This window comes from Bacillus mesophilus (assembly GCF_011008845.1).
Classification (GTDB): domain Bacteria; phylum Bacillota; class Bacilli; order Bacillales; family SA4; genus Bacillus_BS; species Bacillus_BS mesophilus.
The window spans coordinates 36,755-62,730 of record NZ_JAAIWM010000012.1; the positions used below are offsets into that span (position 1 = coordinate 36,755).

Consider the following 25,976-nt stretch of genomic DNA (forward strand, 5'->3'; position numbering starts at 1 on the left):
AATTAAACTTCGTTAGTAGCCTCTACTTCAATATTAAGCTTGTCAGCTGATTGATCCTCATCATCATCCAGATCTCTCATCTCAATTTCCTTATCGTCACTAGATAGAATTTTTACATCCATACCTAAACTTTGAAGCTCTTTAATTAGAACCTTGAATGATTCAGGAACACCTGGTTCTGGGACATTCTCACCTTTAACGATCGCTTCATACGTTTTCACACGACCAACAACGTCATCTGATTTAACTGTAAGGATTTCTTGAAGAGTATAAGCAGCACCATATGCTTCAAGTGCCCAAACTTCCATCTCACCAAAACGCTGTCCACCAAATTGTGCTTTACCACCAAGCGGTTGTTGCGTAACAAGTGAGTATGGTCCAGTTGAACGAGCATGTAGCTTATCATCAACCATGTGAGCAAGTTTAATCATATACATGACTCCAACAGATACACGGTTATCAAACGGCTCTCCTGAACGTCCATCGTAAAGTACAGTTTTAGCATCTCTTGACATTCCAGCTTCAAGAAGTGTATCCCAAACATCTTCCTCACGAGCTCCGTCAAATACCGGAGAAGCAACATGAATACCTAAATATCTTGCCGCCATCCCTAAGTGCAACTCTAAAACCTGACCGATATTCATACGAGATGGTACCCCTAATGGGTTTAACATGATATCTACAGGTGTGCCATCTGGTAAATATGGCATATCTTCTTCTGGTAAGATACGAGAGATAACCCCTTTGTTACCATGACGTCCCGCCATCTTATCCCCTTCAGAAATTTTACGTTTTTGAACAATATACACACGTACTAATTGGTTCACACCTGGTGGTAATTCATCTCCGTCTTCACGGTTAAACACCTTAACATCAAGGACAATTCCGCCACCACCATGAGGTACACGTAGTGATGTATCACGAACTTCTCTTGCCTTTTCACCGAAGATTGCATGTAATAAACGTTCTTCAGCTGTTAATTCTGTTACACCCTTAGGAGTTACCTTACCTACAAGTAAATCTCCATCCTTAACTTCCGCACCAACTCGAATGATTCCACGATCATCAAGGTTTTTCAGTGCATCTTCACCGACATTAGGGATATCACGTGTAATCTCTTCTGGTCCAAGCTTAGTATCACGAGCTTCAGATTCATATTCTTCAATATGTACAGAAGTGTATACATCATCCTTAACTAGGCGTTCACTCATGATAATTGCATCCTCGTAGTTATATCCATCCCAAGTCATGAAAGCAACTAAAACGTTACGACCTAACGCTAGTTCCCCTTTTTCCATTGATGGACCGTCAGCAAGGATTTCACCTTTTACTACTTCATCCCCAACACTTACGATCGGACGTTGGTTGTAGCATGTACCTTGGTTAGAACGAATGAACTTTTGAAGCTTATATTTATCAAGGTTCCCCTTAACTCTTTCACCATCTACTTCAGTGTAGCGTCTTACTAAGATTTCCTTAGCTTGAACTTTCTCAACAACACCCGGGAATTTACAAATAACAGCAGCACCTGAGTCTTTACCCGACACATATTCCATACCTGTCCCAACTAATGGAGATTCAGGATTTAATAAAGGTACTGCCTGACGTTGCATGTTCGCTCCCATTAGAGCACGGTTCGAATCATCGTTCTCTAAGAATGGGATACAAGCAGTCGCAGCAGAAACAACCTGCTTTGGTGATACATCCATATAGTCAACGCGATCTTTGTTAACTACAGTGTTTTCACCACGGAAACGAGCAACAATGTCATCTTCAATAAATGAACCATCATCAGCTAACTTCGCGTTCGCCTGCGCAACTACATAGTTATCTTCCTCATCAGCTGTTAGGTAATCTATTTGACTCGTAACATGACCTGTTTCAGGATCTACCTTACGATAAGGCGTTTCGATAAAACCAAATCGATTTACCTTTGCATAGCTTGATAGTGAGTTGATCAACCCAATGTTTGGTCCTTCAGGTGTCTCAATTGGACACATTCTTCCATAGTGAGAGTAGTGTACGTCACGGACTTCAAATCCTGCACGTTCACGTGTTAATCCACCTGGCCCTAAAGCAGAGAGTCTTCTCTTATGTGTTAATTCAGCTAGTGGATTGGTTTGATCCATAAACTGAGACAACTGAGAGCTACCAAAGAACTCTTTAATTGATGCAATAACTGGTCTAATATTGATTAATGCTTGTGGAGTTATAGCATTCGTGTCTTGAATTGACATTCTTTCACGAACTACACGTTCCATTCTAGATAGTCCAATACGGAATTGGTTTTGTAGTAATTCACCAACAGAACGCAAACGACGGTTACCTAGGTGATCAATATCATCTGTGTCTCCTACCTTATATAAGAGATTAAAGAAGTAGCTAATAGATGAAATGATATCAGCTGGAGCTATGTTTTTAACACGTTCTTCAATGTTTGAATTACCAAGAACATTAATTACGTGATCTGCTTCACCTTCAATAGGTGCATAAATTTTAATAGATTGAAGAGTAATATCTCCATCTAACACTCCGCCTGATGGACGAATAGTCTTGTAGCCGATATTTTTTTCTAAAGCAGGTAACACTCTATCTAGAGTACGGCGATCTAGAACTGTACCCTTTTCAACTAGTATTTCACCTGTTTCAGGATCTACTAGAGAATCTGCTAAACGTTGATTAAATAGTCTGTTTTTGATATGTAACTTCTTATTAATCTTGTAACGTCCAACATTTGCCAAATCATAGCGTTTTGGATCAAAGAATCTTGATTCTAATAGACTCTTTGCATTTTCTACCGTAGGAGGCTCTCCTGGGCGTAAACGCTCATAAATTTCAAGCAATGCCTTCTCTGTGGTCTCAGTATTATCCTTATCTAGGGTATTCCTTAAATATTCATTATCCCCTAGTAAATCTATGATTTCTTGATCAGAGCCAAACCCAAGCGCACGCAAAAGAACCGTAACCGGTAGCTTCCGAGTACGATCAATACGAACATACACCACATCTTTGGCGTCTGTTTCATATTCAAGCCAAGCACCACGGTTTGGAATGACGGTAGCCGTGAATCCACGTTTACCGTTTTTATCAATTTTCCCATTGTAATATACACTAGGAGATCGAACAAGCTGAGACACAATTACACGTTCTGCACCGTTTATTACAAATGTCCCAGTTTCAGTCATTAATGGGAAATCTCCCATAAATACATCTTGCTCTTTCACTTCGCCTGTTTCTTTGTTGATCAGACGAACCTTCACCCGTAAAGGCGCGGAATATGTAACGTCTCTTTCTTTTGATTCATCCACAGAGTATTTTGGTTCACCTAAGCTATAATCTATAAACTCAAGTGATAAATTACCTGTAAAATCTTCAATTGGAGAAATGTCTTGGAACATCTCACGCAATCCCTCATCAAGAAACCATTGATACGAAGAGGATTGGATTTCAATTAAATTTGGTAATTCTAGAACTTCACTTATACGAGCATAGCTTCTACGTTGGCGGTGGCGTCCATACTGAACTAGTTGACCTGTCAACTGATTCACCCCTCAAATCAAGCAATTTTATTTCACATCAGAAACGAATACACGCTTCTGAGATGATGTCTAAAGAAAATACTACTAACAAATCTTAAAACTAGTTAATTCGTAAGACAAAAAGAAAAAGGGTTCTACTTAGAAAACCACATTTATACATAATGTCCTATTGAATTAGTTTTCCCTTGTACGCCCATTAATATACACATAATGTTTAAAAAATCCAAGGAAAAATAATATATTGGCATTATATAATGCTAACACAGGAAAAATTATCCGTCAACCATTTTATCTTCTAGCTTTTATTATGAAATACCCTTTGCTTTTCATAACAATTTCTACATCTTCTGTTAAGGTTTTTAACTTTTCAATAGCTGATGGAGCACCTTGCTTTTTCTGAATCACAATCCAAAGCTCTCCTCCCTTAACCAAACGACTAAAGCCCTCTTCAAAAATTTCATGAACTACCTTCTTGCCGGCACGAATAGGTGGGTTTGTGATAATCATTGCATAACTAGATTGTTCTACATTTTGAAGGGCATTACTATAATAAATTTCTACATTAGTTATATCATTACTCTGAGCATTCTTTTCAGCTAGAGAAAGTGCTCTCTCATTTACATCAACCATATCAACGATACGATCTGGATATTCCTTTGCCATCGTAAGTCCGATTGGGCCATATCCACAGCCAACATCTAGGATTCTTCCCTCTACATCAGCTAGATGTATAGAATCTATTAATAACCTCGAACCAAAATCTATATCACCCTTTGAAAAAACACCTTGATCTGTAGTAAATCTTAAAGAATGTCCACGAAGTGTATAGTTAAAGTTTTGCTGGTTACTTTCAACAGATGGGTTCCGAGAATAATAATGTTCACTCATGGAAAACACCTCCTTTTACATCTAGTATCCACAGCAATCTATACAATTAACCCTATAAAAATAAGCCCGCTATGTTAGCGAGCTTACTTTTTTTATTACTTAACTTCTACGTTTGCGCCAACTTCTTCAAGCTTAGCTTTGATTTCTTCTGCTTCTTCTTTAGCAACGCCTTCTTTTAATGCCTTTGGAGCGTTGTCAACTAAGTCTTTAGCTTCTTTTAATCCTAAACCAGTGATTTCACGAACAACTTTGATAACCTTAATCTTTTGGTCACCAGCGCTTGCAAGGATTACATCAAATTCAGTCTGTTCTTCAACAGCAGCTGCACCAGCACCAGCTACAGCTACAGGAGCAGCAGCAGTTACTCCGAATTCTTCTTCAATTGCTTTTACTAAGTCGTTAAGTTCTAAAACAGTCATACCTTTAACTACTTCAATGATTTGTTCTTTAGTCATGAGAGATATCCTCCTTTTAATTTTTAAAAATTTTATTGGTTGTTAGGCTACTAAATTAAGCGCCTTGTTCTTCTTTTTGATCTGCAACTGCTTTTGTAACAAGAGCAAGGTTGCGGATTGGAGCTTGTAGTACGCTAAGTAACATAGAAAGTAATCCTTCACGAGATGGAAGTTCAGCAAGAGCTTTAACATCCTCAAGTGATGCGATGTTTCCTTCGATTACACCAGCTTTAATTTCAAGCTTATCGTTCTTCTTTGCAAACTCGTTAATGATCTTTGCAGGAGCAACAACATCATCAGATCCGAATGCAATAGCATTAGGGCCTGTTAAATATTCGTTAAGTCCTCCAAGACCAACCTCTTCAGTAGCACGGCGAGTTAAAGTATTCTTATATACCTTAAAATCGATACCAGCTTCACGAAGTTGCTTACGTAATTCTGTTACCTGTGCAACCGTTAATCCACGGTAGTCTACAACGATTGTTGATTTGCTTTCACGAAGCTTATCAGCAATTTCTGTTACAGTTTGTTTTTTGAGTTCAACTACACTGCTCATTTCTACACCTCCTGTAAAATTACTACATATATACCGATCATAAGGGTGTATTAAAAAACCTCCACGCCTTTGTAGACGTGAAGGTAGGTTAGACAGCAATGAATATTGCTACTGTATCTAATCACCTCGGTAGGAAATTAAGCTTGTCAGCACCTACTGTCTACGGTATAAATGTTTTTTGAACAACATTTAATATATTACAGCCATTATGGCTGGATGTCAACTATTTAATTGCTACGAAAGTTGAAGCATCTACCTTTACTCCAGGACCCATTGTAGAACTTAATGCTACGTTCTTCATGTAAGTACCTTTTGCTGCAGCAGGCTTAACCTTTAATAGTGTATCGTAGATTGTTGTAAAGTTTTCAACTAATTTTTGATCATCAAATGAAACTTTTCCAACTGGTACATGGATGATACCAGCTTTATCAACGCGGTATTCTACTTTACCAGCTTTGATTTCGTTAACTGCTTTCGTTACATCAAATGTAACTGTCCCAGTCTTAGGGTTTGGCATTAAGCCTTTTGGTCCTAACACACGACCAAGTTTACCTACTTCACCCATCATGTCAGGTGTTGCAACGATTACATCAAATTCGAACCAACCTTGGTTGATCTTGTTGATATAGTCTGCATCTCCAACATAATCAGCTCCAGCAGCTTCAGCTTCCTTCGCCTTTTCACCTTTAGCAAATACTAATACACGTTGAGTTTTACCAGTACCATTTGGTAGTACTACAGCTCCACGGATTTGTTGGTCTGCCTTCTTAGGGTCAACCCCTAAACGGAATGCAGCTTCAACAGTTGCATCGAATTTAGCAACACTTGTCTTTTTAACAAGATCAACTGCTTCTGCAACAGCATATGCTTTAGAGCGATCAACAAGCTTTGCAGCTTCTAAATACTTCTTACCTCTTTTAGCCATTTTACATTTCCTCCTCGATTGTGGTTTTAACGGATATTCCTCCCACGAATAAAGGTTGCGAAATGGTACTTGTCCATGTTCCGCAACCTTAACCATCCATTAGAGAATCATAGGATTAGTCTTCGATAACAATTCCCATGCTGCGCGCTGTACCTTCTACCATTTTCATAGCAGCTTCTACGCTTGCTGCGTTTAAGTCAGGCATTTTTTGTTCTGCGATTTCGCGAACCTTATCACGCTTAACTGTTGCAACTTTCTTCTTGTTAGGCTCACCAGAACCTGACTGAATACCAGCTACTACTTTCAATAGAACAGCAGCAGGTGGAGTTTTTGTAATGAATGTAAATGAACGGTCTTCAAATACCGTAATTTCAACAGGAATAATTAGACCAGCTTGATCAGCAGTACGAGCATTGAATTCTTTACAGAATCCCATGATATTAACACCTGCTTGACCTAATGCAGGACCTACTGGTGGCGCAGGATTAGCTTTACCTGCAGGGATTTGAAGCTTAACAATCTTTATAACTTTTTTAGCCACGAGACACACCTCCTTAAAGTCCGTGATGTGGTAATAGGGTATTTACCCTCCCACTCATCTTTCTTTTTATAGAAAAAGAATTTGACTAATACCATCTTCTTTTTGAAGACATATCGACCTATGCAATATTACCACTTTTAATAAATGAATTCAAGTTATTCTTTTAGATTTTTTCAATTTGAGAGAAGTCTAGCTCTACTGGCGTTTCTCTTCCAAACATATTTACATGAACTTTAGCCTTTTGCTTAACTTTATCAATCTCTTCTATTGTTCCTGTAAAGTTAGTAAATGGACCCTCAGAAACTTTAACACTTTCTTTTAACTCGAATTTAACATCAATTCTCGTTTGCTCCATACCCATGCGTTTTAGGATAAATGCAATTTCTTCAGGTTGAAGTGGGGTTGGTTTAGAACCTGATCCTGCAGAACCAACGAAGCCTGTAACTCCAGGTGTGTTTCTTACTACATACCAAGAATCATCAGTCATGATAATTTCAGCAAGCACATAACCAGGAAATACTTTTTTCTTTGTTACTTTCTTCTTGCCATTCTTCATCTCTGTTTCTTCCTCTTCCGGAACAATTACTCGGAAGATTTTATCTTGCATCCCCATTGATTCAACACGTTTTTCTAAGTTTGCTTTAACTTTGTTTTCATAACCTGAGTAAGTATGCACAACATACCATTGTTTTTCCATGTGTTAGGACGCTTGTCCTTCCCTCCCAAAAATCAAAATAACTTTCATTATGTAAAAACCGAGTTCGTTTCATTAAAACTCACACCATTAAATAAAAGGCCCTGATAAAGACTATCAAAGCTAATATTAAAAAAGACAAATTAAAAAACCCGTTCAACGGGCTTTTCACATGTTTCTTAAGGTCTATCCACATTATACCATGAATTTACCATAATTATTCAAGTATTAATCGAATGATTGAAGAAATACCTAAATCAATTACTGCGAAAAAGACAGCTACAAATGTTACAGTCGAAACCACTGTAATGGTGTAACGAGTAAGTTCCTTTCGCTTCGGCCAACTTACCTTCTTCATTTCACGAACTACATTTCGTAAAAACTTCGTCAAACGTTGCATATCATTACCTCCAACTATATTACACACCGCTCCGTCAATTAGAGCATCATTTCGTTTCCCGATGAACCGTGTGAGCATTGCATGTCTTACAGAATTTATTTACCTCAAGTCTATGAAGCTGATCCGTTTTCTTCATGGTTGAATAGTTACGATGGTAGCAAACCTCACAAGCTAGTACTACTTTTTTCCTCATGATAGCACCCTCTTATAGGTTAAAAAATGTTTTTTTAATCTATAAAAATGTATCACAGCCTAAAAGTGTAGTCAATAAACCTTTTTTACAGAGAAATTTCCCTTAGCTCTAAATATCGTTCAAGTTTACGCTTTACTCTTTGAAGAGCATTATCAATAGACTTTACATGCCGATTTAATTCTTCTGAAATTTCCTGATAGGATTGCCCATCTAGATATAAAACAAGTACTTTACGTTCTAGGTCACTAAGCAACTCAGCCATTTTCAATTCAATATCGCTAAATTCCTCTTGATTAATGATTAATTCCTCTGGGTCAAGAATTTTAGCACCAGAAATTACATCCATAAGCGTACGATCTGACTCTTCATCATAAATCGGCTTATCCAGAGACACGTAAGAATTAAGTGGAATATGCTTTTGTCTTGTAGCCGTTTTAATGGCTGTTATGATCTGCCTCGTAATACACAGCTCTGCAAACGCTTTAAACGAAGAGAGCTTGTCCTCTTTAAAATCACGGATCGCCTTATAGAGACCAATCATGCCTTCTTGAATGATATCTTCTCGGTCTGCACCTATTAGAAAATATGAGCGCGCTTTAGCCCGAACAAAATTACGATACTTATTGATTAAATAATCTAAAGCATCGGTATCACCTTGATGAACTAAATCAACAACGGTCTCATCCTCTAACTCTTCGAACTTCATGTTGTCTCTTTCCTTGAGGTATGAACTCACTCCTATCCCTCCGGACTCTCACACAGTAGTTAGAAATATTATACAGTAGAGTTTTCGATAGCGTCAACCTATCATCGGTCTCCTCGACGCCATTTTTCAAAAATTTCTGCCATTTCATCCGAAAGTTGAATTCTAGAAGATGGTTTTTTTTCATGCTTTTTTTGTAAAGTAGTCTTTATTTGTTTTTCAATTACATTCATATCATTAAGTAGCTCCATTGCTGATTTTCTAAGTGCTCCTTGTCCAAAAATCACCCATTGCTCGGTAAAGTCTGAGGTGGCTACGTGGATTTGTGTTCGTACATTTTTTAGCTCTTTAGCTAATTTTTCGATCCTTTCATCAGCTGTTTCATTTTCCCTCGTAAAAATTACTTCTACTTTATGATTTTTCTTCTTCTTCTCAATTCCCTTAACTAGATGAGCATCAAAAACAATAATCACTCGGTAGCCAGAATAGGCTTTATACTCCGCCATTTTTTCTATTAAGAGATCTCTAGCCGCTGAAAGGTCATTTTGTTTTAGCTCTCTAAGTTTGGGCCAAGCCCCAATGATATTGTAGCCATCAACAAGCAGTACATCCATAAACCTATTCCTCTAGAGGCTGTCTTTTACGAAGCACCTCAAACATTAGTAAGCTTCCTGCAACCGAAGCATTTAAAGAGGTGACCTTACCTACCATCGGCAATCGAACTAAAAAGTCACATTTTTCACGAACTAAACGGCTAATTCCTTTGCCTTCACTACCAATGACAATTCCAATCGGTAAAGTAACATCCATTTTTCGGTAATCTGTTTTACCAGACGCATCTGTACCAATGATCCAGACTCCTTGTTCCTTTAAATCTTCTATGGTTCTCGCCATATTTGTCACACGAACTACTGGCACATATTCAATAGCACCCGTTGATGCCTTCGCAACTGTTGCTGTTAACCCAACTGCTCTTCGTTTTGGAATGATGATACCATGTGCTCCAACTGCATCTGCTGTCCTAATAATAGACCCTAAGTTATGCGGGTCCTCTATTTCATCTAAAAGGATAAAGAAAGGATCTTCTCCTTTTTCCTTTGCGGCCTTAAACAAGTCATCTATCTCTGCATACTTATAGGCTGCAACCTGTGCGACAATTCCTTGATGATTTCCATCATACATTTGGTCTAGCTTTTTTCTCGGTGCGATTTGAACGATGACACCCGCTTCTTTTGCCAGTTGCATGATCTGACCCGTTTGACCTTTTAATGCCCCTTCGGCAATTAATATTTTATTTATATCTCTTCCTGCTCTTAATGCTTCTAACACAGGGTTCTTTCCAATTACAATTTCTTGTGAATTATCTTGAGACATTTATTTTCCTCCTTTCTTTTCTTCAATTAATCGAATGGAAATTTCAATCAATTGTGTTAATCTCTCATCATTCTTAGTCAGGTAGTGATACCCAATTAACGCCTCAAATGCCGTACTATATCGGTAAGTTTGTACATCAGTATTTTTAGGAATGGTCCCAGATTTTGCATTTCTTCCTCGTTTGATGATGATTTCTTCCGCATCAGACACCATCTTCCTATTAAGCATTTCGTGAACAATATAAGCTTGTGCCTTTGCAGAGACGAAGTTTGTTGCTTCCCGATGCAGTTGGTTTGGTCTAACACTTCCAGCTTGAAGCAGGTGATGCCTTATACTAGCTTCGTAAATGGCATCACCCATATAAGCTAAAGCTAAGCTATTTAATAAATCCGCATTGATTTCCTTTTCACTCATGAATTATCCTCTTTTCCACCTAGTTCCTTGTGGGGTGTCCTCTAGGATAATGTTCATTGCTTTTAACTGATCTCTAATCTGATCTGCCAAAGCAAAGTCTCGATTTTTTCTCGCATCAATTCGTTGTTGTAGCATTGCTTCAATCTCTTCATCTAGGATCTCTGCTTCTTTTTGAAGGCTTAAGCCTAAAACATCCATTAATTCCTCAAACAGAGAGGTGAAACGATTAATCACATGTTCAGACGTTGTTTTTTCCATTAAATATAGATTTGCTGTCTTTGAAAGCTCAAATAAAACAGACACTGCATTAGCTGTATTAAAATCATCATCCATTTCTGCTATGAAAGATTTACGGATTTCTTCTAGCTTTTCTGTCCATTTATCATCATGATCTGTTAAGTTTGTACTACTAGCGATACGATGATTTAGATTTTCATAGGATGTGATAATTCTTTCAAACCCATTCTTCGCACTATCTACCAGTTCTTGACTAAAGTTTATAGGATGACGATAGTGAACAGATAACATGAAGAAACGAAGCACTTGTGGGTTTATCATTTTTATAATGTCATGAACTAGGATGAAATTACCTAGAGACTTTGACATTTTTTCGTTATCAATATTAATATAACCATTATGCATCCAGTACTTAGCAAAGGTTTCCTCGTTTAATGCCTCTGATTGTGCTATTTCGTTTTCGTGGTGAGGGAATGTTAGATCTTGACCTCCTGCATGAATATCAATTGTATTCCCGAGGTACTTTTTTGCCATTGCAGAACATTCAATATGCCAACCAGGTCTTCCGTTCCCCCATGGACTTTCCCAGTAGATCTCACCCTCTTTTGCATCCTTCCATAAAACGAAATCTAATGGATCCTGCTTCTTTTCGCCAATCTCAATCCTTGCACCTGAACGTAAGTCTTCAATTGGCTGATGTGATAGCTTACCATAGCCTTCAAAAGCTCGCGTTTTAAAGTAAACATCACCTTCCGCCTCGTAAGCAAAACCTTTTTCAATTAACTTCTCGATAAACTCTATAATGATATCCATACTCTCGGTTACACGTGGATGATGATCCGCCTTTTTGCATCCTAATGCTGAAACATCTTCAAAGTAAGCATCTATAAAACGGTCAGCAATCGTTGGTACATCTTCACCTAATTCATTTGCGACTCTTATCAATTTGTCATCCACATCGGTAAAGTTAGAAATAAACTGCACATCATAGCCACGATATTCAAAGTATCGCCTTACCGTATCGAAAACTATGGCTGGTCTTGCATTCCCAATATGGATGTAATTATAAACTGTAGGCCCACAAACATACATCTTTACCTTGCCTTCTTCAATTGGCTGGAATGATTCCTTTTTTCTAGTGAGTGTATTATATAGTTGGATAGCCACTTTTTATCTTCCCTTCTTTTAATTGCTTAAGTTCATTTTGCAATCCTTGAATTTCCTGCTCCAGTTCTTTAAAGCGATCTGCAACTGGATCTGGTAAATTACAATGATCTAAATCTTTCTTAATCTTAACCCCATCCTGAATGACTACTTTCCCCGGAATTCCTACTACTGTTGAATTTGCAGGAACATCATGTAAAACAACAGAACCCGCCCCAACTTTTGAATTCTCACCAATCGTGATTGACCCTAATACTTTAGCACCCGTAGCAATCAAGGCATTATCTTTAATGGTAGGATGTCGCTTGCCCTTTTCTTTGCCCGTACCACCTAGAGTGACGCCTTGAAAGATGGTTACATTATTACCAATATCACATGTTTCCCCAATTACTACACCCATACCGTGATCAATAAAGAATCTCCTACCAATCTTGGCTGCTGGATGAATCTCTATACCAGTAAAGAATCTACTTATTTGTGATATACTTCTTGCTAAAAAAAATTGTTTTCGTTTATAAAAACTGTGGGCTACTCGGTGGGCCCATATAGCATGGAGTCCAGAATACGTTAATACAACTTCCATCGTGCTCCTAGCAGCTGGATCCTGCTCAAATACAACCTTGATATCTTCTTTTAACATAGTTAGCCAACTAAACAAGTGACTCCCTCCTTCTCCACAAGCAATAACAGGTTATTATAGGTTGCCAAGGTTTTTAAATTCCCAGCTACCTTTAGTTTTAAAAATTAAATTACTACACCTGATGGTTTACCAGTAACGGTCAAATCGCACTGCCTTTACAGAACCTCAAGTACATGTTACTGAAGCCATAAAAAAAGCGTCTCTGTGTATATAACACAGAGACGCTTTTATGCGCGGTTCCACTCTGTTTAGACAGATTCTTCGCTGTCTCAACTTTTACTCTATTAACGGTGAGCAGCCGCTTCTACCTACTTAAACCTTCAATAGAAGACTCCGAGGGGCACTTCAGTTGTAGCGTTCTTGAACCACTTTCAGCCGATGATGGTTCTCTCTGATAAAGAACAAGACTACACTTACTTTCCTCTTCAACACTTTTCCCTATATAGGATGTTCAAAAAGCCCGATAAAAATAGCGATTGTTTTCTAATCGTCTATATTTTTCCACTTTTTGAACACGTTCTTATCTAACTCTTATGTTACTATATTACACTATTTAAAATTTGTTAACCAATAAGTTGTTCAATTCTTTTTATAACCTTATCTTTTCCTAGTAGCGAGATTGCTTTGGGAAGGTCAGGACCATGCGTTTGACCTGTGATTGCAGCACGGATTGGCATAAATAGTTTCTTACCCTTATGTCCAGTTTCTTTTTGTGTTGCTTTTATGGCTGCATTAACTTCAGTTGGTCCAAAAACATCAAGCTGCTTTAGCTGTGATAAAAATGCATTCATGACCTCTGGAACTTGCTCTTCTTCCAGTACAGTCTTTGCCTCTTCATCATATTCCACTTCATCTTTAAAGAAAAGCTCAGATAACTCGATAATTTCAGCACCATAGCTCAGCTGTTCTTGGTAAAGCCCAATTAGACCTGTTACCCAACTTTCTTCTGCCTCTGATCTAATTTCACCTACTCTACCTGATTTCACCAAATGAGGTAAAGCTAATTGTACCGCTTTTTCTAACTCAAGCTTTTTCACATATTGATTGTTCATCCATTTAAGCTTTTGAGTGTCAAACACCGCTGGTGATTTAGAAAGTCGTGCAGGATCAAAGATGTCAATAAACTTCTCTTTACTAAAGAGCTCCTCTTCTCCACCAGGAGACCATCCTAATAAGCCAATATAGTTAAATAATGCTTCTGGTAAATAACCTAATTCTTTATATTGTTCAATGAATTGAATGATACTCTCATCTCGCTTGCTTAACTTTTTACGTTGGTCATTTACAATTAACGTCATATGTCCAAACGTAGGAATCTCCCAATTCAAAGCTTCATATATCATCAGTTGCTTTGGTGTATTAGATATATGATCTTCGCCTCGAAGAATATGAGTAATCTCCATTAAATGATCATCAACTGCTACTGCAAAATTATAGGTCGGAGTACCGTCCTTCTTTACAATTACAAAATCACCCATCCCATCAGATTCAAAGCTTATATCACCCTTAACCATATCGTTAAAGCGATAAACTTTCCCCTCCTGAACTCGGAAACGGATACTTGGCTGTCTACCGTCATTTTCAAATGCTTCTCTTTCCGCATCAGTTAAGTTACGGTGCTTACCTGAATAGCGAGGCATTTCGCCTTTGGCAATTTGCTCTTCTCTTTCCTGCTCAATTTCTTCCTCTGTGCAATAGCACTTATAAGCTAAGCCCTTTGCAAGTAACTCTTCATAATATTTCTTATAAAAATCGTTTCGCTCCGATTGACGATATGGACCATACTGTCCACCAACATCTGTACTCTCGTCCCAATCAACACCTAACCATTTTAAGAATTTTAGTTGGCTTTCCTCTCCGCCCTCTATATTTCGCTTTTGATCGGTATCTTCTATACGAATAATAAACTTACCATTTTGGTTTCTTGCAAATAAATAATTGAATAACGCTGTTCTAGCATTACCAATATGTAGATGTCCCGTTGGACTTGGCGCATATCTTACACGTACTTCATTAACATTCATCGTTTACACCATCCTATTTTCCTTAACTATGTATAGCCCACTATTTTACAACTTATTTTATCACCTGTGTAAGAAGGAAGCGATCCTTATCCTTCTATTTTTTGAATTAATATGACTGCCTGAGCAGCAATCCCTTCGCCTCGGCCTGTGAATCCTAGCTTTTCAGTCGTTGTCGCCTTTACATTCACCTGCTCAGGAGTAGCGTGTAGTAGTTCAGCAATTCTCGTTTTCATCTGTTCAATATAGGGTGCCATCTTTGGCAGTTGCGCAATGATTGTACAATCTACATTTGTAAGCTGATATCCCTTTCGCTCAACAAGTTCCCAAACATGAGAAAGTAATTTTGCAGAATCAGCACCTTTAAAAGCAGGGTCTGTATCAGGAAAATGCTTTCCAATATCTCCTTCACCAATAGCCCCTAAACATGCATCCGCGATTGTATGTAGAAGGACATCTGCATCTGAATGGCCAATTAAGCCTTTCTCATATGGAATTGTAATTCCACCAATAATCAATGGTACCCCTTCACCTAATTGATGTACATCAAAACCTTGACCGATTCGAAACATAGTTGTTAATCCCCCTTATTCTTGGCACTTCTTTAAAATGGATTCACCGTAGATTAAATCCTCGGGTGTTGTTAGCTTGATATTGTCATAATCTCCTGTAACTACACTAATAGGCTTGTTCAGTTGTTCCACAAGACTTGCCTCATCAGTACCTAAAAAACCTGTTTTTGATGCTAGATTGTAGGCTTCTAGTAAGTGATTAACACGAAAAGCCTGTGGAGTTTGGACTGTCCACAAGCTAGATCGCTCTACCGTTTCGTCTACCTGACCATTTGTCACCCTTTTAATTGTATCTTTGACTGGCACTGCTAAGATAGCAGCTCCAGTTTTTGATGCCTCTTGAACGAGTAACTGAATCTTCTCAATGGTAATAAACGGTCTTGCTCCATCATGAACCAAGACAAGCTCGGTATCAGAATCCACCTGTTTAAGCCCGTTATAAACGCTATGTTGTCTTTCCTCTCCACCATTAATCAATTGCTTTACTTTGTGAATATGATGCTCTTTAAGTAGCGTCTTAAACGTATCCACTTCATCCTTATTTACCACTAAAATAATTTCAGTACAATCTTTATCTTTTTCAAACACAGATAATGTATGAATGATTACCGGTTTCGTACCTAATAAAATAAACTGTTTATTTTTCCCTGCCTTCATCCTTTTACCCTGACCAGCAGCAGGAATAATCACTTTATAATTCATTTTGCGCAACGTCCTTTTGTTAACAAATAAATTGTTTTTATGTAATCAAAGAGAAGAAAAGGGTCTCCCTTTTCTTCTCTACATCAATTATCTATTGTAATATATATGTTAGTAGGATTACAAAGCCTTTTCTAGAAGCTTAGGCTTGGCAAAAATCATTCGACCCGCTGATGTTTGAAGAACACTTGTTACTAATACATCAATTCGCTTACCAATAAAGTCTCTGCCATCCTCAACAACAATCATCGTACCATCATCAAGATAAGCCACGCCCTGATTGTATTCTTTTCCATCTTTAATAACCTGAACATTCAGTTCTTCACCTGGAAGTACGACTGGCTTTACTGCATTTGCTAGATCATTAATATTTAGTACAGCGACATTTTGAAGCTCACATACTTTGTTTAAATTAAAATCATTGGTAACAACTACACCTGAAGTTAATTTAGCTAGTTTGACTAACTTACTGTCAACCTCTTGTATCTCATCAAAGTCACCTTCATAGATTTCAACCTTAATAGCTAATTCCTTTTGAATCCTGTTTAAAATATCCAATCCTCGGCGGCCTCTATTACGCTTTAACACATCTGAGGAGTCAGCTATATGCTGTAATTCTTCTAACACAAACTGAGGTATGACAATTGTTCCTTCTAGAAATCCAGTTTGACAAATATCTGCTACTCGGCCATCAATGATTACACTAGTATCTAAAATCTTTAATGCACCTTTCACTACGACCTCTTCTTCCATATCCTTTTTCTTTCCTTTGTTTGAAATAGAAAATAGATTAATGAGTTCATCCCGCTTTTTAAAGCCCACCTGAAATCCTAAATAGCCTAACAAAAGTGTCAATAGGATAGGAATAACGGTATTGACTAAAGGAAACTCGATTGTCTTAATGGGAATCGCAATTAAAAAGGCAACGATTAGGCCAAAGATTAACCCTAAGCTTCCAAATAGCACCTCTGCTACCGGGGCCTTCACTAACCCTTCTTCAATCCATTTAATGAAATCCACTACATAATCAACTAACCAAAATGTGATGATAAAGAATATAATGGCACCTAAACCTGCTCTAGTATAAGGAGAGTCCATAAATGGCATAGTACTCACTTCTAATAATGAAAATAAGGACGGTATAAAAAAAACTCCTAATGTTCCACCAACAAGTAAAAAGCTTAGTTGCACAACACGTTTTATCATACATTCACCTCCTATTTATTCATTATAAACAGTTTGTCATCTTTGAAACCTATTATTACAATAGTTTATTAAAAATGTTGTCTTTTTGACATAGACTTGTAAAAAGTACGACAAATAGCGGGGAATAATACTAGGGACATTTCTACATTTGCCGGTCTATAAAATGCTGTTCCTGCAATCTTCTTAATCCTTCCCTTATCTTTTTCGACCTCACCTCACCAATTCCCTCTACTTTATCTAATTCATTTGTAGAGGCTTTTAAAATAGTTTTTAGATTACCGAATGTTGAAATGATATTCATAATGATAGGGAGTGGTAATCTCGGGATTTTGTATAAGATCCGGTATCCTCTTGGTGTAACAGGGTCATCAATATTGGTAGCCGCTGAATACTTCAGTAGCTTCAAGATGACTGCATCATCTAATAATTCCGTATTCGACAGCAATTGTAGTTTCTTCACAATCGGATAAGGATCACTATTTGCAATGTTTGAATAATCCCGGATTAACAGAGCGGCCTCATCTTCTATGTGAGCGATTAACTCAGTCATTTGAAGACGTATTAATCTCCCCTCTACTCCTAGTTCATCAATATAACTTAAAATTTCATTCTTAATTCGTAAAACCATTTCAATACGATGAAGAACCTGCACTACTTCTGATAGTGTCACCAAATCTTCGAATTCTAAAGCACCTAAATTTGTAATACTTTGCTCTAATACTGTTTTATATTTTTCTAATGTTTGAATAGCCTGATTCGCTTTAGTTAAAATAACACCAATATCCTTTAATGCATACCGAAAGTTGCCTTGATATAACGTTATAACATTTCGTCTTTCAGAAATGGAAATGACTAAACTTCCTGTTTGTTTTGCTACTCTTTCTGCCGTTCTATGTCTCATTCCCGTTTCTGAAGAAAGTATAGTTGGGTTTGGAATAAGCTGAGCATTTGCAAACAAAATTTTACTGCCTGCTTCATTTAGAATGATTGCTCCATCCATCTTAGCTAATTCATATAACTGAGCAGGTGAAAAAGGACAATTTATTGAAAACCCCCCATCCACAACGGAACGGACACTGTCATTGTAACCAACAACAATTAAGCCTCCTGTTTTAGCTCGGAGTACATTGTCGATCCCTTCTCGAATGGGGGTTCCCGGAGCAATAAATTGAAGAATCTCTGTGATGTCTTTTTCACGCTGCTTGTAATCTTCCATTCACCTAGCCTCCTAAAGTTAATTGTAAAGCTTGCCGAACATGCTCAACTCCGACTACTTTAATTTCAGGGGGTACATTCCAATTACCTATATTCTTTTCTGGGATGATTGCACGCTTAAACCCGAGCTTAGCAGCTTCCTGCACTCTTTGCTCTATTCTAGATACCCTTCTGACCTCACCCGTTAAACCTACTTCTCCAATTAATATATCTGTAGCGGAGGATGGTTGATCTTTAAAACTAGATGCAATACTTACAGCCACTGCTAAATCTATGGCTGGCTCATCTAACTTCACACCACCTGCGACCTTTAAATAGGCATCCTGATTTTGAAGTAATAACCCTACCCTTTTCTCTAAAACAGCCATTAAGAGGGAGACTCTATTTACGTCCAATCCAGTGGCCATCCTACGGGGGTTCCCGAAACTAGTCGGGGAAACGAGTGCCTGTATTTCAACAAGGACGGGTCTTGTGCCTTCCATTGATGCTACAACCGTTGAGCCGGCAGCTCCCTTCGAACGTTCTTCTAAAAATATCTCAGAAGGATTTAAAACCTCTTCTAACCCTTCTTCCTTCATTTCAAAAATACCCATTTCATTCGTTGAGCCGAAACGGTTCTTAACAGCACGAAGTATTCGATAAGAATGATGTCGCTCCCCTTCAAAATAAAGAACCGTATCTACCATATGCTCTAATAATCGGGGACCAGCAATCGCTCCCTCTTTCGTAACGTGACCAACAATAAAGATGGCAATTCCCTTCGTTTTGGCAATACGCATCAACTCAGCAGTACATTCTCTCACCTGAGAGACACTACCTGGAGCAGATTGAACTTCTGGGTGATAAATGGTTTGTATGGAGTCAACAACAACAAAGGCAGGATCTGTCTCTTCAATCGATTTGGTTATAAGCTCCAAATCTGTTTCTGACAATACGTAAAGGGAATCTGATGAGACATCTAAACGTTCAGCTCTGAGTTTCGTTTGCTTCACAGATTCCTCACCTGATATATAAAGTACATTTTGTTTAGAAGCTAAATAAGAAGAAATTTGCAAAAGGAGTGTCGACTTCCCTATACCAGGATCTCCACCAATTAACACCAAAGAACCTCGTACAATCCCTCCGCCTAACACTCGATTAAATTCAGTAATATCGGTCTTGATTCGGGGTTCTTGGATTGTTTCAACGTCTTTTAACTTAATTGGCTTTGACATCCCCTCATTTGCAGAGGCAGTAAAAGTTAACTTTCTCCCTGACTTACTTGGCTCTAGCTCTTCAGTTAAAGTGTTCCATGCTCCACATCCTGGGCATTTCCCCATCCACTTAGCTGATTCATATCCACATGCTTGGCATGTAAACTTTGTTTTTCTCTTCACCATAATTTCTCCCTTTCTATACCTTACCATTCTACTCTTTAATTTATGATATCATAATCCACTTTTCTCAATTAAACTGTTGAATCAACAATCGTGAAAACTTAATAAAAGTCTAGATTTTAAATAGGGAACTCGTTCCATAACAATTCTTACCCAGTCAACGAGCTATAGGTTAACTATTAAATTAAAGAGCAATGAAAAAAAGAGAGGGCTATACAAGCCCTCTACAATGTAGTGGATTTCTCCACCTGTCTTACAACAAATTCATTGTCCACTACATCAAGCTCCACCTTTTGACCTTTTTCAATCTTACCCCTTAACAGTTCTTCTGATAAACGGTCCTCCACATTTTTCTGGATACTCCTTCTTAATGGACGAGCACCGTACTCTAGATCATTTCCTTCTTCAGCTAGCTTATCTAATGCTGGATCTGTCACCACAAGCTCTATATATTGTTCTGTAAGTCGCTTTGTTAACTGCTCTGTCATGAGTGATACAATCTCTCTTAAATGTTTCTTCTCTAGTGAGTGGAACACAATAATTTCATCAATTCGGTTTAAGAATTCTGGACGGAATGCCTTCTTTAACTCGTCCATGACTTTCCCTTTCATGTCCTTATAATCCTGACCTTCATCTTGGACATTAAATCCAACAAACTTATTACGCTTTAATGTGTCAGCGCCAACGTTAGAAGTCATGATTACGATTGTATTTCTAAAATCAACTGTTCGTCCCTTTGAGTCTGTTAGTCGTCCATCCTCTAGAACTTGTAATAATACATTGAATACGTCTGGATGAGCTTTTTCTACTTCATCTAGTAAGACAACAGAATATGGCTTGCGTCGAACCTTCTCTGTTAATTGTCCTCCCTCATCGTACCCTACATATCCTGGAGGTGACCCAACTAAACGTGAAGTTGAATGCTTCTCCATATACTCAGACATATCAATTCGAATCATAGAATCTTCATCACCGAACATGACTTCTGCTAATGCACGTGCAAGCTCTGTTTTACCCACACCAGTTGGGCCTAAGAAAATGAAGGAACCAATAGGACGCTTAGGATCCTTAAGTCCTGCTCTAGCACGGCGTACTGCTTTAGAAACAGCAACGACTGCTTCCTGTTGACCAATGACTCTAGAGTGAAGGATTTCTTCTAATTTTAATAGCTTCTCTGTCTCAGACTCTGCAAGCTTTGATACTGGAATTCTAGTCCAGCTCGCAACAACCAATGCGATATCCTCCGTTGTTACCTCTGAGTTTTCCTGCCCTTGCTTCTCTTTCCAAGACTTCTTCGTTTCTTCAAGCTGTTCTCTTAAACGTTGCTCTGTATCTCTTAAAGATGCTGCTTTTTCAAACTCTTGACTCTGAACTGCTGCATCCTTTTCTTTTCTCACTTCTTCTAGCTGGTTCTCAAGCTCCTTTAAATTCGGAGGAGTGGTATATGAACGTAAGCGGACCTTTGAAGCAGCCTCATCAATCAGATCAATTGCTTTATCTGGTAAGAAGCGGTCTGTAATGTATCGATCAGAAAGCTTAACAGCCTCCGCTATAGCCTCATCTGTAATTGACACACGATGATGAGCTTCATAACGATCACGAAGACCTTTTAGAATTTGAATAGACTCATCCAATGTTGGTTCATCTACCTGGATAGGTTGAAAACGACGTTCCAAAGCTGCATCCTTTTCAATATATTTGCGGTATTCATCTAATGTTGTAGCACCAATACATTGAAGCTCGCCTCTTGCTAAGGATGGCTTAAGAATATTAGAGGCATCAATCGCACCTTCAGCACCACCTGCACCAATTAAGGTATGAAGCTCATCTATGAATAAAATGATATTTCCTGCCTGACGAATTTCATCCATAACCTTCTTTAAACGGTCTTCAAACTCACCACGATACTTTGTACCAGCCACAACAGTACCCATATCTAATGTCATAACGCGCTTATCTCTTAAAGTTTCAGGTACTTCATTATTTATAATTTGTTGTGCTAAGCCTTCTGCTATAGCTGTTTTACCAACCCCAGGTTCTCCAATTAAAACAGGATTGTTTTTAGTACGCCTGCTCAACACCTCAATAACACGTTGAATTTCCTTACTTCTACCAATAACAGGATCTAGACTTCCCTCTCTTGCAATAGAAGTTAAGTCTCTAGCAAGACTATCTAAAGTAGGTGTGTTTGCATGAACAGATGCCCCACCTTGATGTGACCCAGATGATGATTCATTACTTCCTAGTAACTGCAGTACTTGCTGACGAGCCTTATTTAAACTTACACCTAAGTTATTTAAAACCCTTGCAGCTACACCTTCTCCCTCACGAATTAATCCTAGAAGGATATGTTCGGTCCCTACATATGAATGACCCAACTTTCTTGCTTCATCCATTGAAAGTTCAATTACCTTCTTGGCTCTTGGTGTGTAATGAATGGTCTGAGAAGCGTCCTGGCCTCTACCAATTAAGGTTTCTACCTCTTGCTGAATCTTATCAGGACTTAATCCTAAAGCCTGAAGGGCTTTTGCTGCGATTCCTTCTCCTTCACGAACTAGTCCAAGCAATATATGTTCTGTCCCAATATTATTGTGTCCAAGACGAACTGCTTCCTCTTGAGCTAATGCTAACACCTTCTGAGCACGTTCCGTAAAGCGTCCAAACATCATATTGTTTTGCCTCCCTCGTCATCTAATGAATTCTGTTTCTCCATATTTAAGCGTTCTCTTATTAATGTAGCTCTTCTCATATCACGTTCTGTTGGTCTTAGAGGACCTCCTGCATATTGCTGTAAAAACCCTGGTTGCGTTAAAATCATCAATTCATTAAGTATATTACTGGAAATATCATTTATGAAACCTAAATCAATTCCGAGCCTCACATCTGATAAACATCGTGCCGCTTCCTTTGATTCAATGATTCTAGAGTGGGCTAAAACCCCAAATGAACGATACACTCGGTCCTCTAGTTGAAGTTGTGATGTCTTAACGAGTGCCTCTCGTGCTGACCTCTCCTGAACAATAAGTTGCTGAACAACACTCTTCAGGTCCTCAACGATATCTTCTTCCGTTTTTCCAAGGGTCATCTGATTAGAGATTTGAAAGATATTACCTAACGCCTCGCTACCTTCTCCGTAAATACCTCTGACTACTAATCCTAATTGATTAATAGCAGGAATAATTCTGCTCATCTGTTGAGTCATTACTAGCCCAGGTAAATGCATCATAACTGACGCTCTCATACCAGTTCCTACATTCGTAGGACAGCTAGTTAAATATCCCCTTTTTTCATCAAACGCATAATCAACATATTGTTCAATCAAATCATCCAATTTATTTGCTTCTTGAAGTGATTCTGTTAGTTGAAAACCAGGAAATAAACATTGGATTCGAATATGGTCCTCTTCGTTAATCATGATACTAATTGCTTCGTTTTCTGAAAGAAGACACCCTCCATAGTTCGTATCCTCTGCTAGATGTGGGCTAATTAAGTGTTTCTCTACCAATACCCTCTTTTCAATAGGTTGAAGCTCATTTATCTTTAATAATTCGAACTTCCCTACCCCATCATATGTCTGATCAACAAACTGTTCTTCAAAAAGTTGAATGATCTCTTTTGCTTCCTCATTAGAAGTAATAATGGGAAACTGATAGTTCTCTATATTTCTTGCAAGTCTGATCCTACTACTTAATACTATGTCTGAGTCTGGTCCTTCTTGACTCATCCATGGACTAATTGCTTGTTCTATAAATCGTTGAAGTGACATCGATTAATGTCCCTCCCCTTTTTGAGCCTGTAATGATGTTTCTAGCTCTCTAATTCTATCTCTTAGCTTTGCAGCATTTTCGAACTCTTCATTTACTATTAATTCTTTTAACTCTGTTCGCAATAAATCGATTTGTTTTTTTACATGGATGCTTCCACCAATTCTTTTAGGTATCTTCCCTGTATGAACGGTATTACCACTATGCAGCCTTCTTAAGACCGGATCTAACTGGTGCTGAAAGGCTTTATAGCAATTGGAGCAACCAAACCTACCCACCTTTGCAAATTGCTGAAAGGTTAACTTACATCGATCACACTGGATCACCTCAGTTGGAGTAAAAGCATTTGAATCCTTCTTGAAGGGTTGGTGTTCGAAGTTTAATAATCCTGCTAATAGATTATTAAAGGAGAAACCCGCACCATCTGAAAACATGCTTAGTTCACCCTTCTCCTTTGCGCAATGGTCACAAATATGAATCTCTGATTTTTCACCATTTACTATTTTAGTAAAGTGCAAAGTAGCAGGCCTTTGCTGGCATTCCTGACAAACCATTATCCCTACACTCCCCTACTAAGACTAAAAACACATTATTTATACTTAAGCGTACTAAGCATAGATATCATTAGACGAGCTCTTAGCTCATCTCTATGCGGTAAATTTAACAGTAATACAGAGCGATCCATCACACTTAACATAATTCTTGCTTCTTTATTAGAAATAATTTCTTCTTCTACTAATCTGAGAATAATATCCTCAGCATTACTCTGACTTAACTCTTTGTTAATAAGTTTTATAATTTGATCGAGTAAGTGTGTCCGATCATCAATCTCAACTTTAACGATACGAATATATCCCCCGCCTCCGCGCTTGCTTTCAACAATATATCCTCTTTCAAGCGTGAAGCGAGTGTTAATCACATAATTAATTTGGGAAGGCACACATTGAAACTTATCTGCTATTTCATTACGCTTGATTTCAATCACTTTATCTCCACTAATATCTAAAACCTGCTTTAAATATTGTTCAATAACATCAGATATGTTTCTCACTCAACCCCCAGCCCTTTCTGACTTTGACTATCTTTGACTTTAAGTACATTATATAAAGCTTACCTATAATTTTCAACTAACAACCCTTTCCCTACATCTATCCTAGCCAAAAATGGGCAAAAACATGATGACAACCTTACAATTTAGTGAAATTTTGTACGCCGTCAATCATATAAAGTTCTTTCATGATTTCAATTTGCTCTTTTCCCTTTAACTCAAACTTTACTTTCAGCTCATTTTTATCTTCTTCCTTTGTTGTAATCATAATAATTCTTCCGTCATGACTGTTAATACATCTTATAACCTTCAATAAGCATTCTTTTTCCATAGTTACCTCAATCAATGACTTCCTTCTACCCTGTAAGAAGAGACTTTCGAACTTATTTAAGGTAATTAAAATTATCAAAATGATGGCAGTCGTAATAATCGCCACTCCAAATAATCCTGCTCCAATAATCAACCCTAATCCTGCTACCACCCATATAGAGGCAGCTGTTGTTAAACCTCTAACAGTAGAGTCCTTAACCAAAATCGTTCCAGCTCCTAAAAAGCCAATACCACTAATAACATATGAAGGAATCCGTGCTGGATCAAATCTGATATTTTCATGATGGATGACAGATTCAAAACCAAACAAAGACAAAACCATCATTAAACATGACCCTACTCCTACAAGAAGATGGGTTCTAAACCCTGCAGGATGTTGGTTTACCTCTCGTTCAAGACCTATTAAACCACATAATAAAACAGCCAATAACAAACGACTAACTATAATCACTAATTCATTGTGTAGTATGAAATCCATAACTTTTGTCCTCCTACTAGTTGTTTAAAATATCGTATAAAGAAGGAGGGCATAATATGACATTTTCGCCAAAATTGGTCACTATTTTCATAAAAGAAGGGACTCGATTATTTGCTAGATTTGGTAGATTAGATTGATATCAGAGGCTTTATTTGTAATTGGAGTGGAGGATATGATGAGGTTAGTTGAATTTGGTAGAATTGAGATTTGAGTTTTCATTTGCAAATTTTATTAGCATTCAGTCTCCTTACTTTACACAAATAGAAAAAGAGTAGCTACACAAGCTACTCTTTTTCTATTTTCTTGGCGACATTCTACTCTCCTGTCGCTTTCTCGACCTTCTTGCTTCTTTTAGTCTTCTGGTCTTGTTGTATATCCTTTAGTACTTCGTGCTCATTAACACAAAAAAAAGTAGCTACATGAGCTACTCTTTTCTCCTTTTTTGCCTGGCGACGTCCTACTCTCACAGGGGCAATGCCCCAACTACCACCGGCGCAAGAGCTTAACTTCCGTGTTCGGATCCGGACTAAAATAAGCGGCGAAT

General features: G+C 38.0%; 27 protein-coding genes and 2 other annotated features. All 27 genes read right to left on the reverse strand.

Features of this window, described 5'->3' with window-relative positions; genetic code table 11:
* Positions 1-2 precede the first annotated feature (2 nt).
* Positions 3-3,539, reverse strand: coding sequence for a DNA-directed RNA polymerase subunit beta (gene rpoB, locus G4D63_RS20300; RefSeq protein WP_163181887.1), 3,537 nt, complete (start codon positions 3,537-3,539; stop codon positions 3-5).
* A gap of 288 nt (positions 3,540-3,827) precedes the next feature.
* The gene (locus tag G4D63_RS20305) at positions 3,828-4,427 is read right to left on the reverse strand and encodes a class I SAM-dependent methyltransferase (RefSeq protein ID WP_163181888.1); all 600 of its coding nucleotides are present in this window, start codon (positions 4,425-4,427) and stop codon (positions 3,828-3,830) included.
* A 95-nt stretch (positions 4,428-4,522) separates the two neighbouring features.
* Complete coding sequence (gene rplL / locus G4D63_RS20310; RefSeq protein WP_163181889.1) at positions 4,523-4,882, reverse strand: 50S ribosomal protein L7/L12; 360 nt, start codon at positions 4,880-4,882, stop codon at positions 4,523-4,525.
* Between the two features lie 55 nt (positions 4,883-4,937).
* Positions 4,938-5,438 carry a 50S ribosomal protein L10 gene (rplJ, locus tag G4D63_RS20315; RefSeq protein ID WP_163181890.1) on the reverse strand — a complete coding sequence of 167 codons (501 nt, stop codon included), beginning with the start codon at positions 5,436-5,438 and terminating at the stop codon, positions 4,938-4,940.
* A 43-nt stretch (positions 5,439-5,481) separates the two neighbouring features.
* Positions 5,482-5,622 (reverse strand) — a sequence feature (ribosomal protein L10 leader region).
* A gap of 39 nt (positions 5,623-5,661) precedes the next feature.
* Complete coding sequence (gene rplA, locus G4D63_RS20320; protein ID WP_163181891.1) at positions 5,662-6,363, reverse strand: 50S ribosomal protein L1; 702 nt, start codon at positions 6,361-6,363, stop codon at positions 5,662-5,664.
* 115 nt (positions 6,364-6,478) lie between these two features.
* Positions 6,479-6,904 (reverse strand): 50S ribosomal protein L11, encoded by a 426-nt coding sequence (gene rplK, locus G4D63_RS20325; RefSeq protein ID WP_163181892.1) that lies wholly within the window; start codon positions 6,902-6,904, stop codon positions 6,479-6,481.
* A 163-nt stretch (positions 6,905-7,067) separates the two neighbouring features.
* Positions 7,068-7,601 carry a transcription termination/antitermination protein NusG gene (gene nusG / locus G4D63_RS20330; protein ID WP_163181893.1) on the reverse strand — a complete coding sequence of 178 codons (534 nt, stop codon included), beginning with the start codon at positions 7,599-7,601 and terminating at the stop codon, positions 7,068-7,070.
* 214 nt (positions 7,602-7,815) lie between these two features.
* Positions 7,816-7,998, reverse strand: coding sequence for a preprotein translocase subunit SecE (gene secE, locus G4D63_RS20335; RefSeq protein ID WP_163181894.1), 183 nt, complete (start codon positions 7,996-7,998; stop codon positions 7,816-7,818).
* 46 nt (positions 7,999-8,044) lie between these two features.
* Positions 8,045-8,191, reverse strand: a complete 147-nt coding sequence (gene rpmG / locus G4D63_RS20340; protein WP_163181895.1) for a 50S ribosomal protein L33 — start codon at positions 8,189-8,191, stop codon at positions 8,045-8,047.
* Between the two features lie 85 nt (positions 8,192-8,276).
* Entirely contained in the window at positions 8,277-8,897 is a 621-nt protein-coding gene (gene sigH / locus G4D63_RS20345; RefSeq protein WP_163181912.1) for an RNA polymerase sporulation sigma factor SigH, read from the reverse strand.
* A 101-nt stretch (positions 8,898-8,998) separates the two neighbouring features.
* Complete coding sequence (locus G4D63_RS20350; RefSeq protein ID WP_163181896.1) at positions 8,999-9,508, reverse strand: NYN domain-containing protein; 510 nt, start codon at positions 9,506-9,508, stop codon at positions 8,999-9,001.
* Between the two features lie 4 nt (positions 9,509-9,512).
* Positions 9,513-10,268 (reverse strand): 23S rRNA (guanosine(2251)-2'-O)-methyltransferase RlmB, encoded by a 756-nt coding sequence (rlmB, locus tag G4D63_RS20355; RefSeq protein ID WP_163181897.1) that lies wholly within the window; start codon positions 10,266-10,268, stop codon positions 9,513-9,515.
* Positions 10,269-10,682 carry a Mini-ribonuclease 3 gene (locus tag G4D63_RS20360; RefSeq protein WP_163181898.1) on the reverse strand — a complete coding sequence of 138 codons (414 nt, stop codon included), beginning with the start codon at positions 10,680-10,682 and terminating at the stop codon, positions 10,269-10,271.
* Positions 10,683-10,685: 3 nt separating this feature from the next.
* On the reverse strand, positions 10,686-12,086 hold the full coding sequence (cysS, locus tag G4D63_RS20365; RefSeq protein ID WP_163181899.1) for a cysteine--tRNA ligase: 1,401 nt from the start codon (positions 12,084-12,086) through the stop codon (positions 10,686-10,688).
* Positions 12,067-12,723 carry a serine O-acetyltransferase gene (gene cysE, locus G4D63_RS20370; protein WP_163181913.1) on the reverse strand — a complete coding sequence of 219 codons (657 nt, stop codon included), beginning with the start codon at positions 12,721-12,723 and terminating at the stop codon, positions 12,067-12,069. The genes cysS and cysE overlap by 20 nt, the downstream gene beginning before the upstream one ends.
* A gap of 214 nt (positions 12,724-12,937) precedes the next feature.
* Positions 12,938-13,161, reverse strand: a binding site (T-box leader).
* A 125-nt stretch (positions 13,162-13,286) separates the two neighbouring features.
* Positions 13,287-14,747 (reverse strand): glutamate--tRNA ligase, encoded by a 1,461-nt coding sequence (gltX, locus tag G4D63_RS20375; protein WP_163181900.1) that lies wholly within the window; start codon positions 14,745-14,747, stop codon positions 13,287-13,289.
* Between the two features lie 86 nt (positions 14,748-14,833).
* Positions 14,834-15,316: a 2-C-methyl-D-erythritol 2,4-cyclodiphosphate synthase gene (gene ispF, locus G4D63_RS20380; RefSeq protein ID WP_163181901.1), complete on the reverse strand. Its 483-nt coding sequence runs from the start codon at positions 15,314-15,316 to the stop codon at positions 14,834-14,836.
* A 15-nt stretch (positions 15,317-15,331) separates the two neighbouring features.
* On the reverse strand, positions 15,332-16,018 hold the full coding sequence (gene ispD, locus G4D63_RS20385; RefSeq protein ID WP_163181902.1) for a 2-C-methyl-D-erythritol 4-phosphate cytidylyltransferase: 687 nt from the start codon (positions 16,016-16,018) through the stop codon (positions 15,332-15,334).
* A gap of 117 nt (positions 16,019-16,135) precedes the next feature.
* Positions 16,136-17,221 carry a PIN/TRAM domain-containing protein gene (locus G4D63_RS20390; RefSeq protein ID WP_163181903.1) on the reverse strand — a complete coding sequence of 362 codons (1,086 nt, stop codon included), beginning with the start codon at positions 17,219-17,221 and terminating at the stop codon, positions 16,136-16,138.
* A 142-nt stretch (positions 17,222-17,363) separates the two neighbouring features.
* On the reverse strand, positions 17,364-18,437 hold the full coding sequence (disA, locus tag G4D63_RS20395; protein WP_163181904.1) for a DNA integrity scanning diadenylate cyclase DisA: 1,074 nt from the start codon (positions 18,435-18,437) through the stop codon (positions 17,364-17,366).
* A 4-nt stretch (positions 18,438-18,441) separates the two neighbouring features.
* Positions 18,442-19,815: a DNA repair protein RadA gene (radA, locus tag G4D63_RS20400; RefSeq protein ID WP_163181905.1), complete on the reverse strand. Its 1,374-nt coding sequence runs from the start codon at positions 19,813-19,815 to the stop codon at positions 18,442-18,444.
* A gap of 221 nt (positions 19,816-20,036) precedes the next feature.
* Positions 20,037-22,481: an ATP-dependent protease ATP-binding subunit ClpC gene (clpC, locus tag G4D63_RS20405; RefSeq protein WP_163181906.1), complete on the reverse strand. Its 2,445-nt coding sequence runs from the start codon at positions 22,479-22,481 to the stop codon at positions 20,037-20,039.
* Positions 22,478-23,578: a protein-arginine kinase McsB gene (locus tag G4D63_RS20410; protein WP_163181907.1), complete on the reverse strand. Its 1,101-nt coding sequence runs from the start codon at positions 23,576-23,578 to the stop codon at positions 22,478-22,480. The genes clpC and G4D63_RS20410 overlap by 4 nt, the downstream gene beginning before the upstream one ends.
* A 3-nt stretch (positions 23,579-23,581) precedes the next feature.
* Complete coding sequence (locus G4D63_RS20415; protein ID WP_163181908.1) at positions 23,582-24,130, reverse strand: protein-arginine kinase activator protein McsA; 549 nt, start codon at positions 24,128-24,130, stop codon at positions 23,582-23,584.
* Between the two features lie 35 nt (positions 24,131-24,165).
* Complete coding sequence (locus G4D63_RS20420; protein ID WP_163181909.1) at positions 24,166-24,627, reverse strand: CtsR family transcriptional regulator; 462 nt, start codon at positions 24,625-24,627, stop codon at positions 24,166-24,168.
* A 136-nt stretch (positions 24,628-24,763) separates the two neighbouring features.
* Positions 24,764-25,432: an MgtC/SapB family protein gene (locus G4D63_RS20425; RefSeq protein ID WP_163181910.1), complete on the reverse strand. Its 669-nt coding sequence runs from the start codon at positions 25,430-25,432 to the stop codon at positions 24,764-24,766.
* Positions 25,433-25,746: 314 nt separating this feature from the next.
* The coding region (locus G4D63_RS21760) for a hypothetical protein (RefSeq protein ID WP_205603922.1) at positions 25,747-25,976 on the reverse strand (230 nt) is incomplete at its 5' end.

Coding starts and splice junctions, on each gene's coding strand:
- G4D63_RS20305 (WP_163181888.1), bottom strand. CDS start 4,427: ATGAGTGAACATTATTATTCTCGGAACCCATCTGTTGAAAGTAACCAG.
- rplL (WP_163181889.1), bottom strand. CDS start 4,882: ATGACTAAAGAACAAATCATTGAAGTAGTTAAAGGTATGACTGTTTTA.
- rplJ (WP_163181890.1), bottom strand. CDS start 5,438: ATGAGCAGTGTAGTTGAACTCAAAAAACAAACTGTAACAGAAATTGCT.
- rplA (WP_163181891.1), bottom strand. CDS start 6,363: ATGGCTAAAAGAGGTAAGAAGTATTTAGAAGCTGCAAAGCTTGTTGAT.
- nusG (WP_163181893.1), bottom strand. CDS start 7,601: ATGGAAAAACAATGGTATGTTGTGCATACTTACTCAGGTTATGAAAAC.
- secE (WP_163181894.1), bottom strand. CDS start 7,998: ATGCAACGTTTGACGAAGTTTTTACGAAATGTAGTTCGTGAAATGAAG.
- rpmG (WP_163181895.1), bottom strand. CDS start 8,191: ATGAGGAAAAAAGTAGTACTAGCTTGTGAGGTTTGCTACCATCGTAAC.
- sigH (WP_163181912.1), bottom strand. CDS start 8,897: ATGAAGTTCGAAGAGTTAGAGGATGAGACCGTTGTTGATTTAGTTCAT.
- G4D63_RS20350 (WP_163181896.1), bottom strand. CDS start 9,508: ATGGATGTACTGCTTGTTGATGGCTACAATATCATTGGGGCTTGGCCC.
- rlmB (WP_163181897.1), bottom strand. CDS start 10,268: ATGTCTCAAGATAATTCACAAGAAATTGTAATTGGAAAGAACCCTGTG.
- G4D63_RS20360 (WP_163181898.1), bottom strand. CDS start 10,682: ATGAGTGAAAAGGAAATCAATGCGGATTTATTAAATAGCTTAGCTTTA.
- cysE (WP_163181913.1), bottom strand. CDS start 12,723: ATGTTAAAAGAAGATATCAAGGTTGTATTTGAGCAGGATCCAGCTGCT.
- gltX (WP_163181900.1), bottom strand. CDS start 14,747: ATGAATGTTAATGAAGTACGTGTAAGATATGCGCCAAGTCCAACGGGA.
- ispF (WP_163181901.1), bottom strand. CDS start 15,316: ATGTTTCGAATCGGTCAAGGTTTTGATGTACATCAATTAGGTGAAGGG.
- ispD (WP_163181902.1), bottom strand. CDS start 16,018: ATGAATTATAAAGTGATTATTCCTGCTGCTGGTCAGGGTAAAAGGATG.
- G4D63_RS20390 (WP_163181903.1), bottom strand. CDS start 17,221: ATGATAAAACGTGTTGTGCAACTAAGCTTTTTACTTGTTGGTGGAACA.
- disA (WP_163181904.1), bottom strand. CDS start 18,437: ATGGAAGATTACAAGCAGCGTGAAAAAGACATCACAGAGATTCTTCAA.
- radA (WP_163181905.1), bottom strand. CDS start 19,815: ATGGTGAAGAGAAAAACAAAGTTTACATGCCAAGCATGTGGATATGAA.
- clpC (WP_163181906.1), bottom strand. CDS start 22,481: ATGATGTTTGGACGCTTTACGGAACGTGCTCAGAAGGTGTTAGCATTA.
- G4D63_RS20410 (WP_163181907.1), bottom strand. CDS start 23,578: ATGTCACTTCAACGATTTATAGAACAAGCAATTAGTCCATGGATGAGT.
- G4D63_RS20415 (WP_163181908.1), bottom strand. CDS start 24,130: ATGGTTTGTCAGGAATGCCAGCAAAGGCCTGCTACTTTGCACTTTACT.
- G4D63_RS20425 (WP_163181910.1), bottom strand. CDS start 25,432: ATGGATTTCATACTACACAATGAATTAGTGATTATAGTTAGTCGTTTG.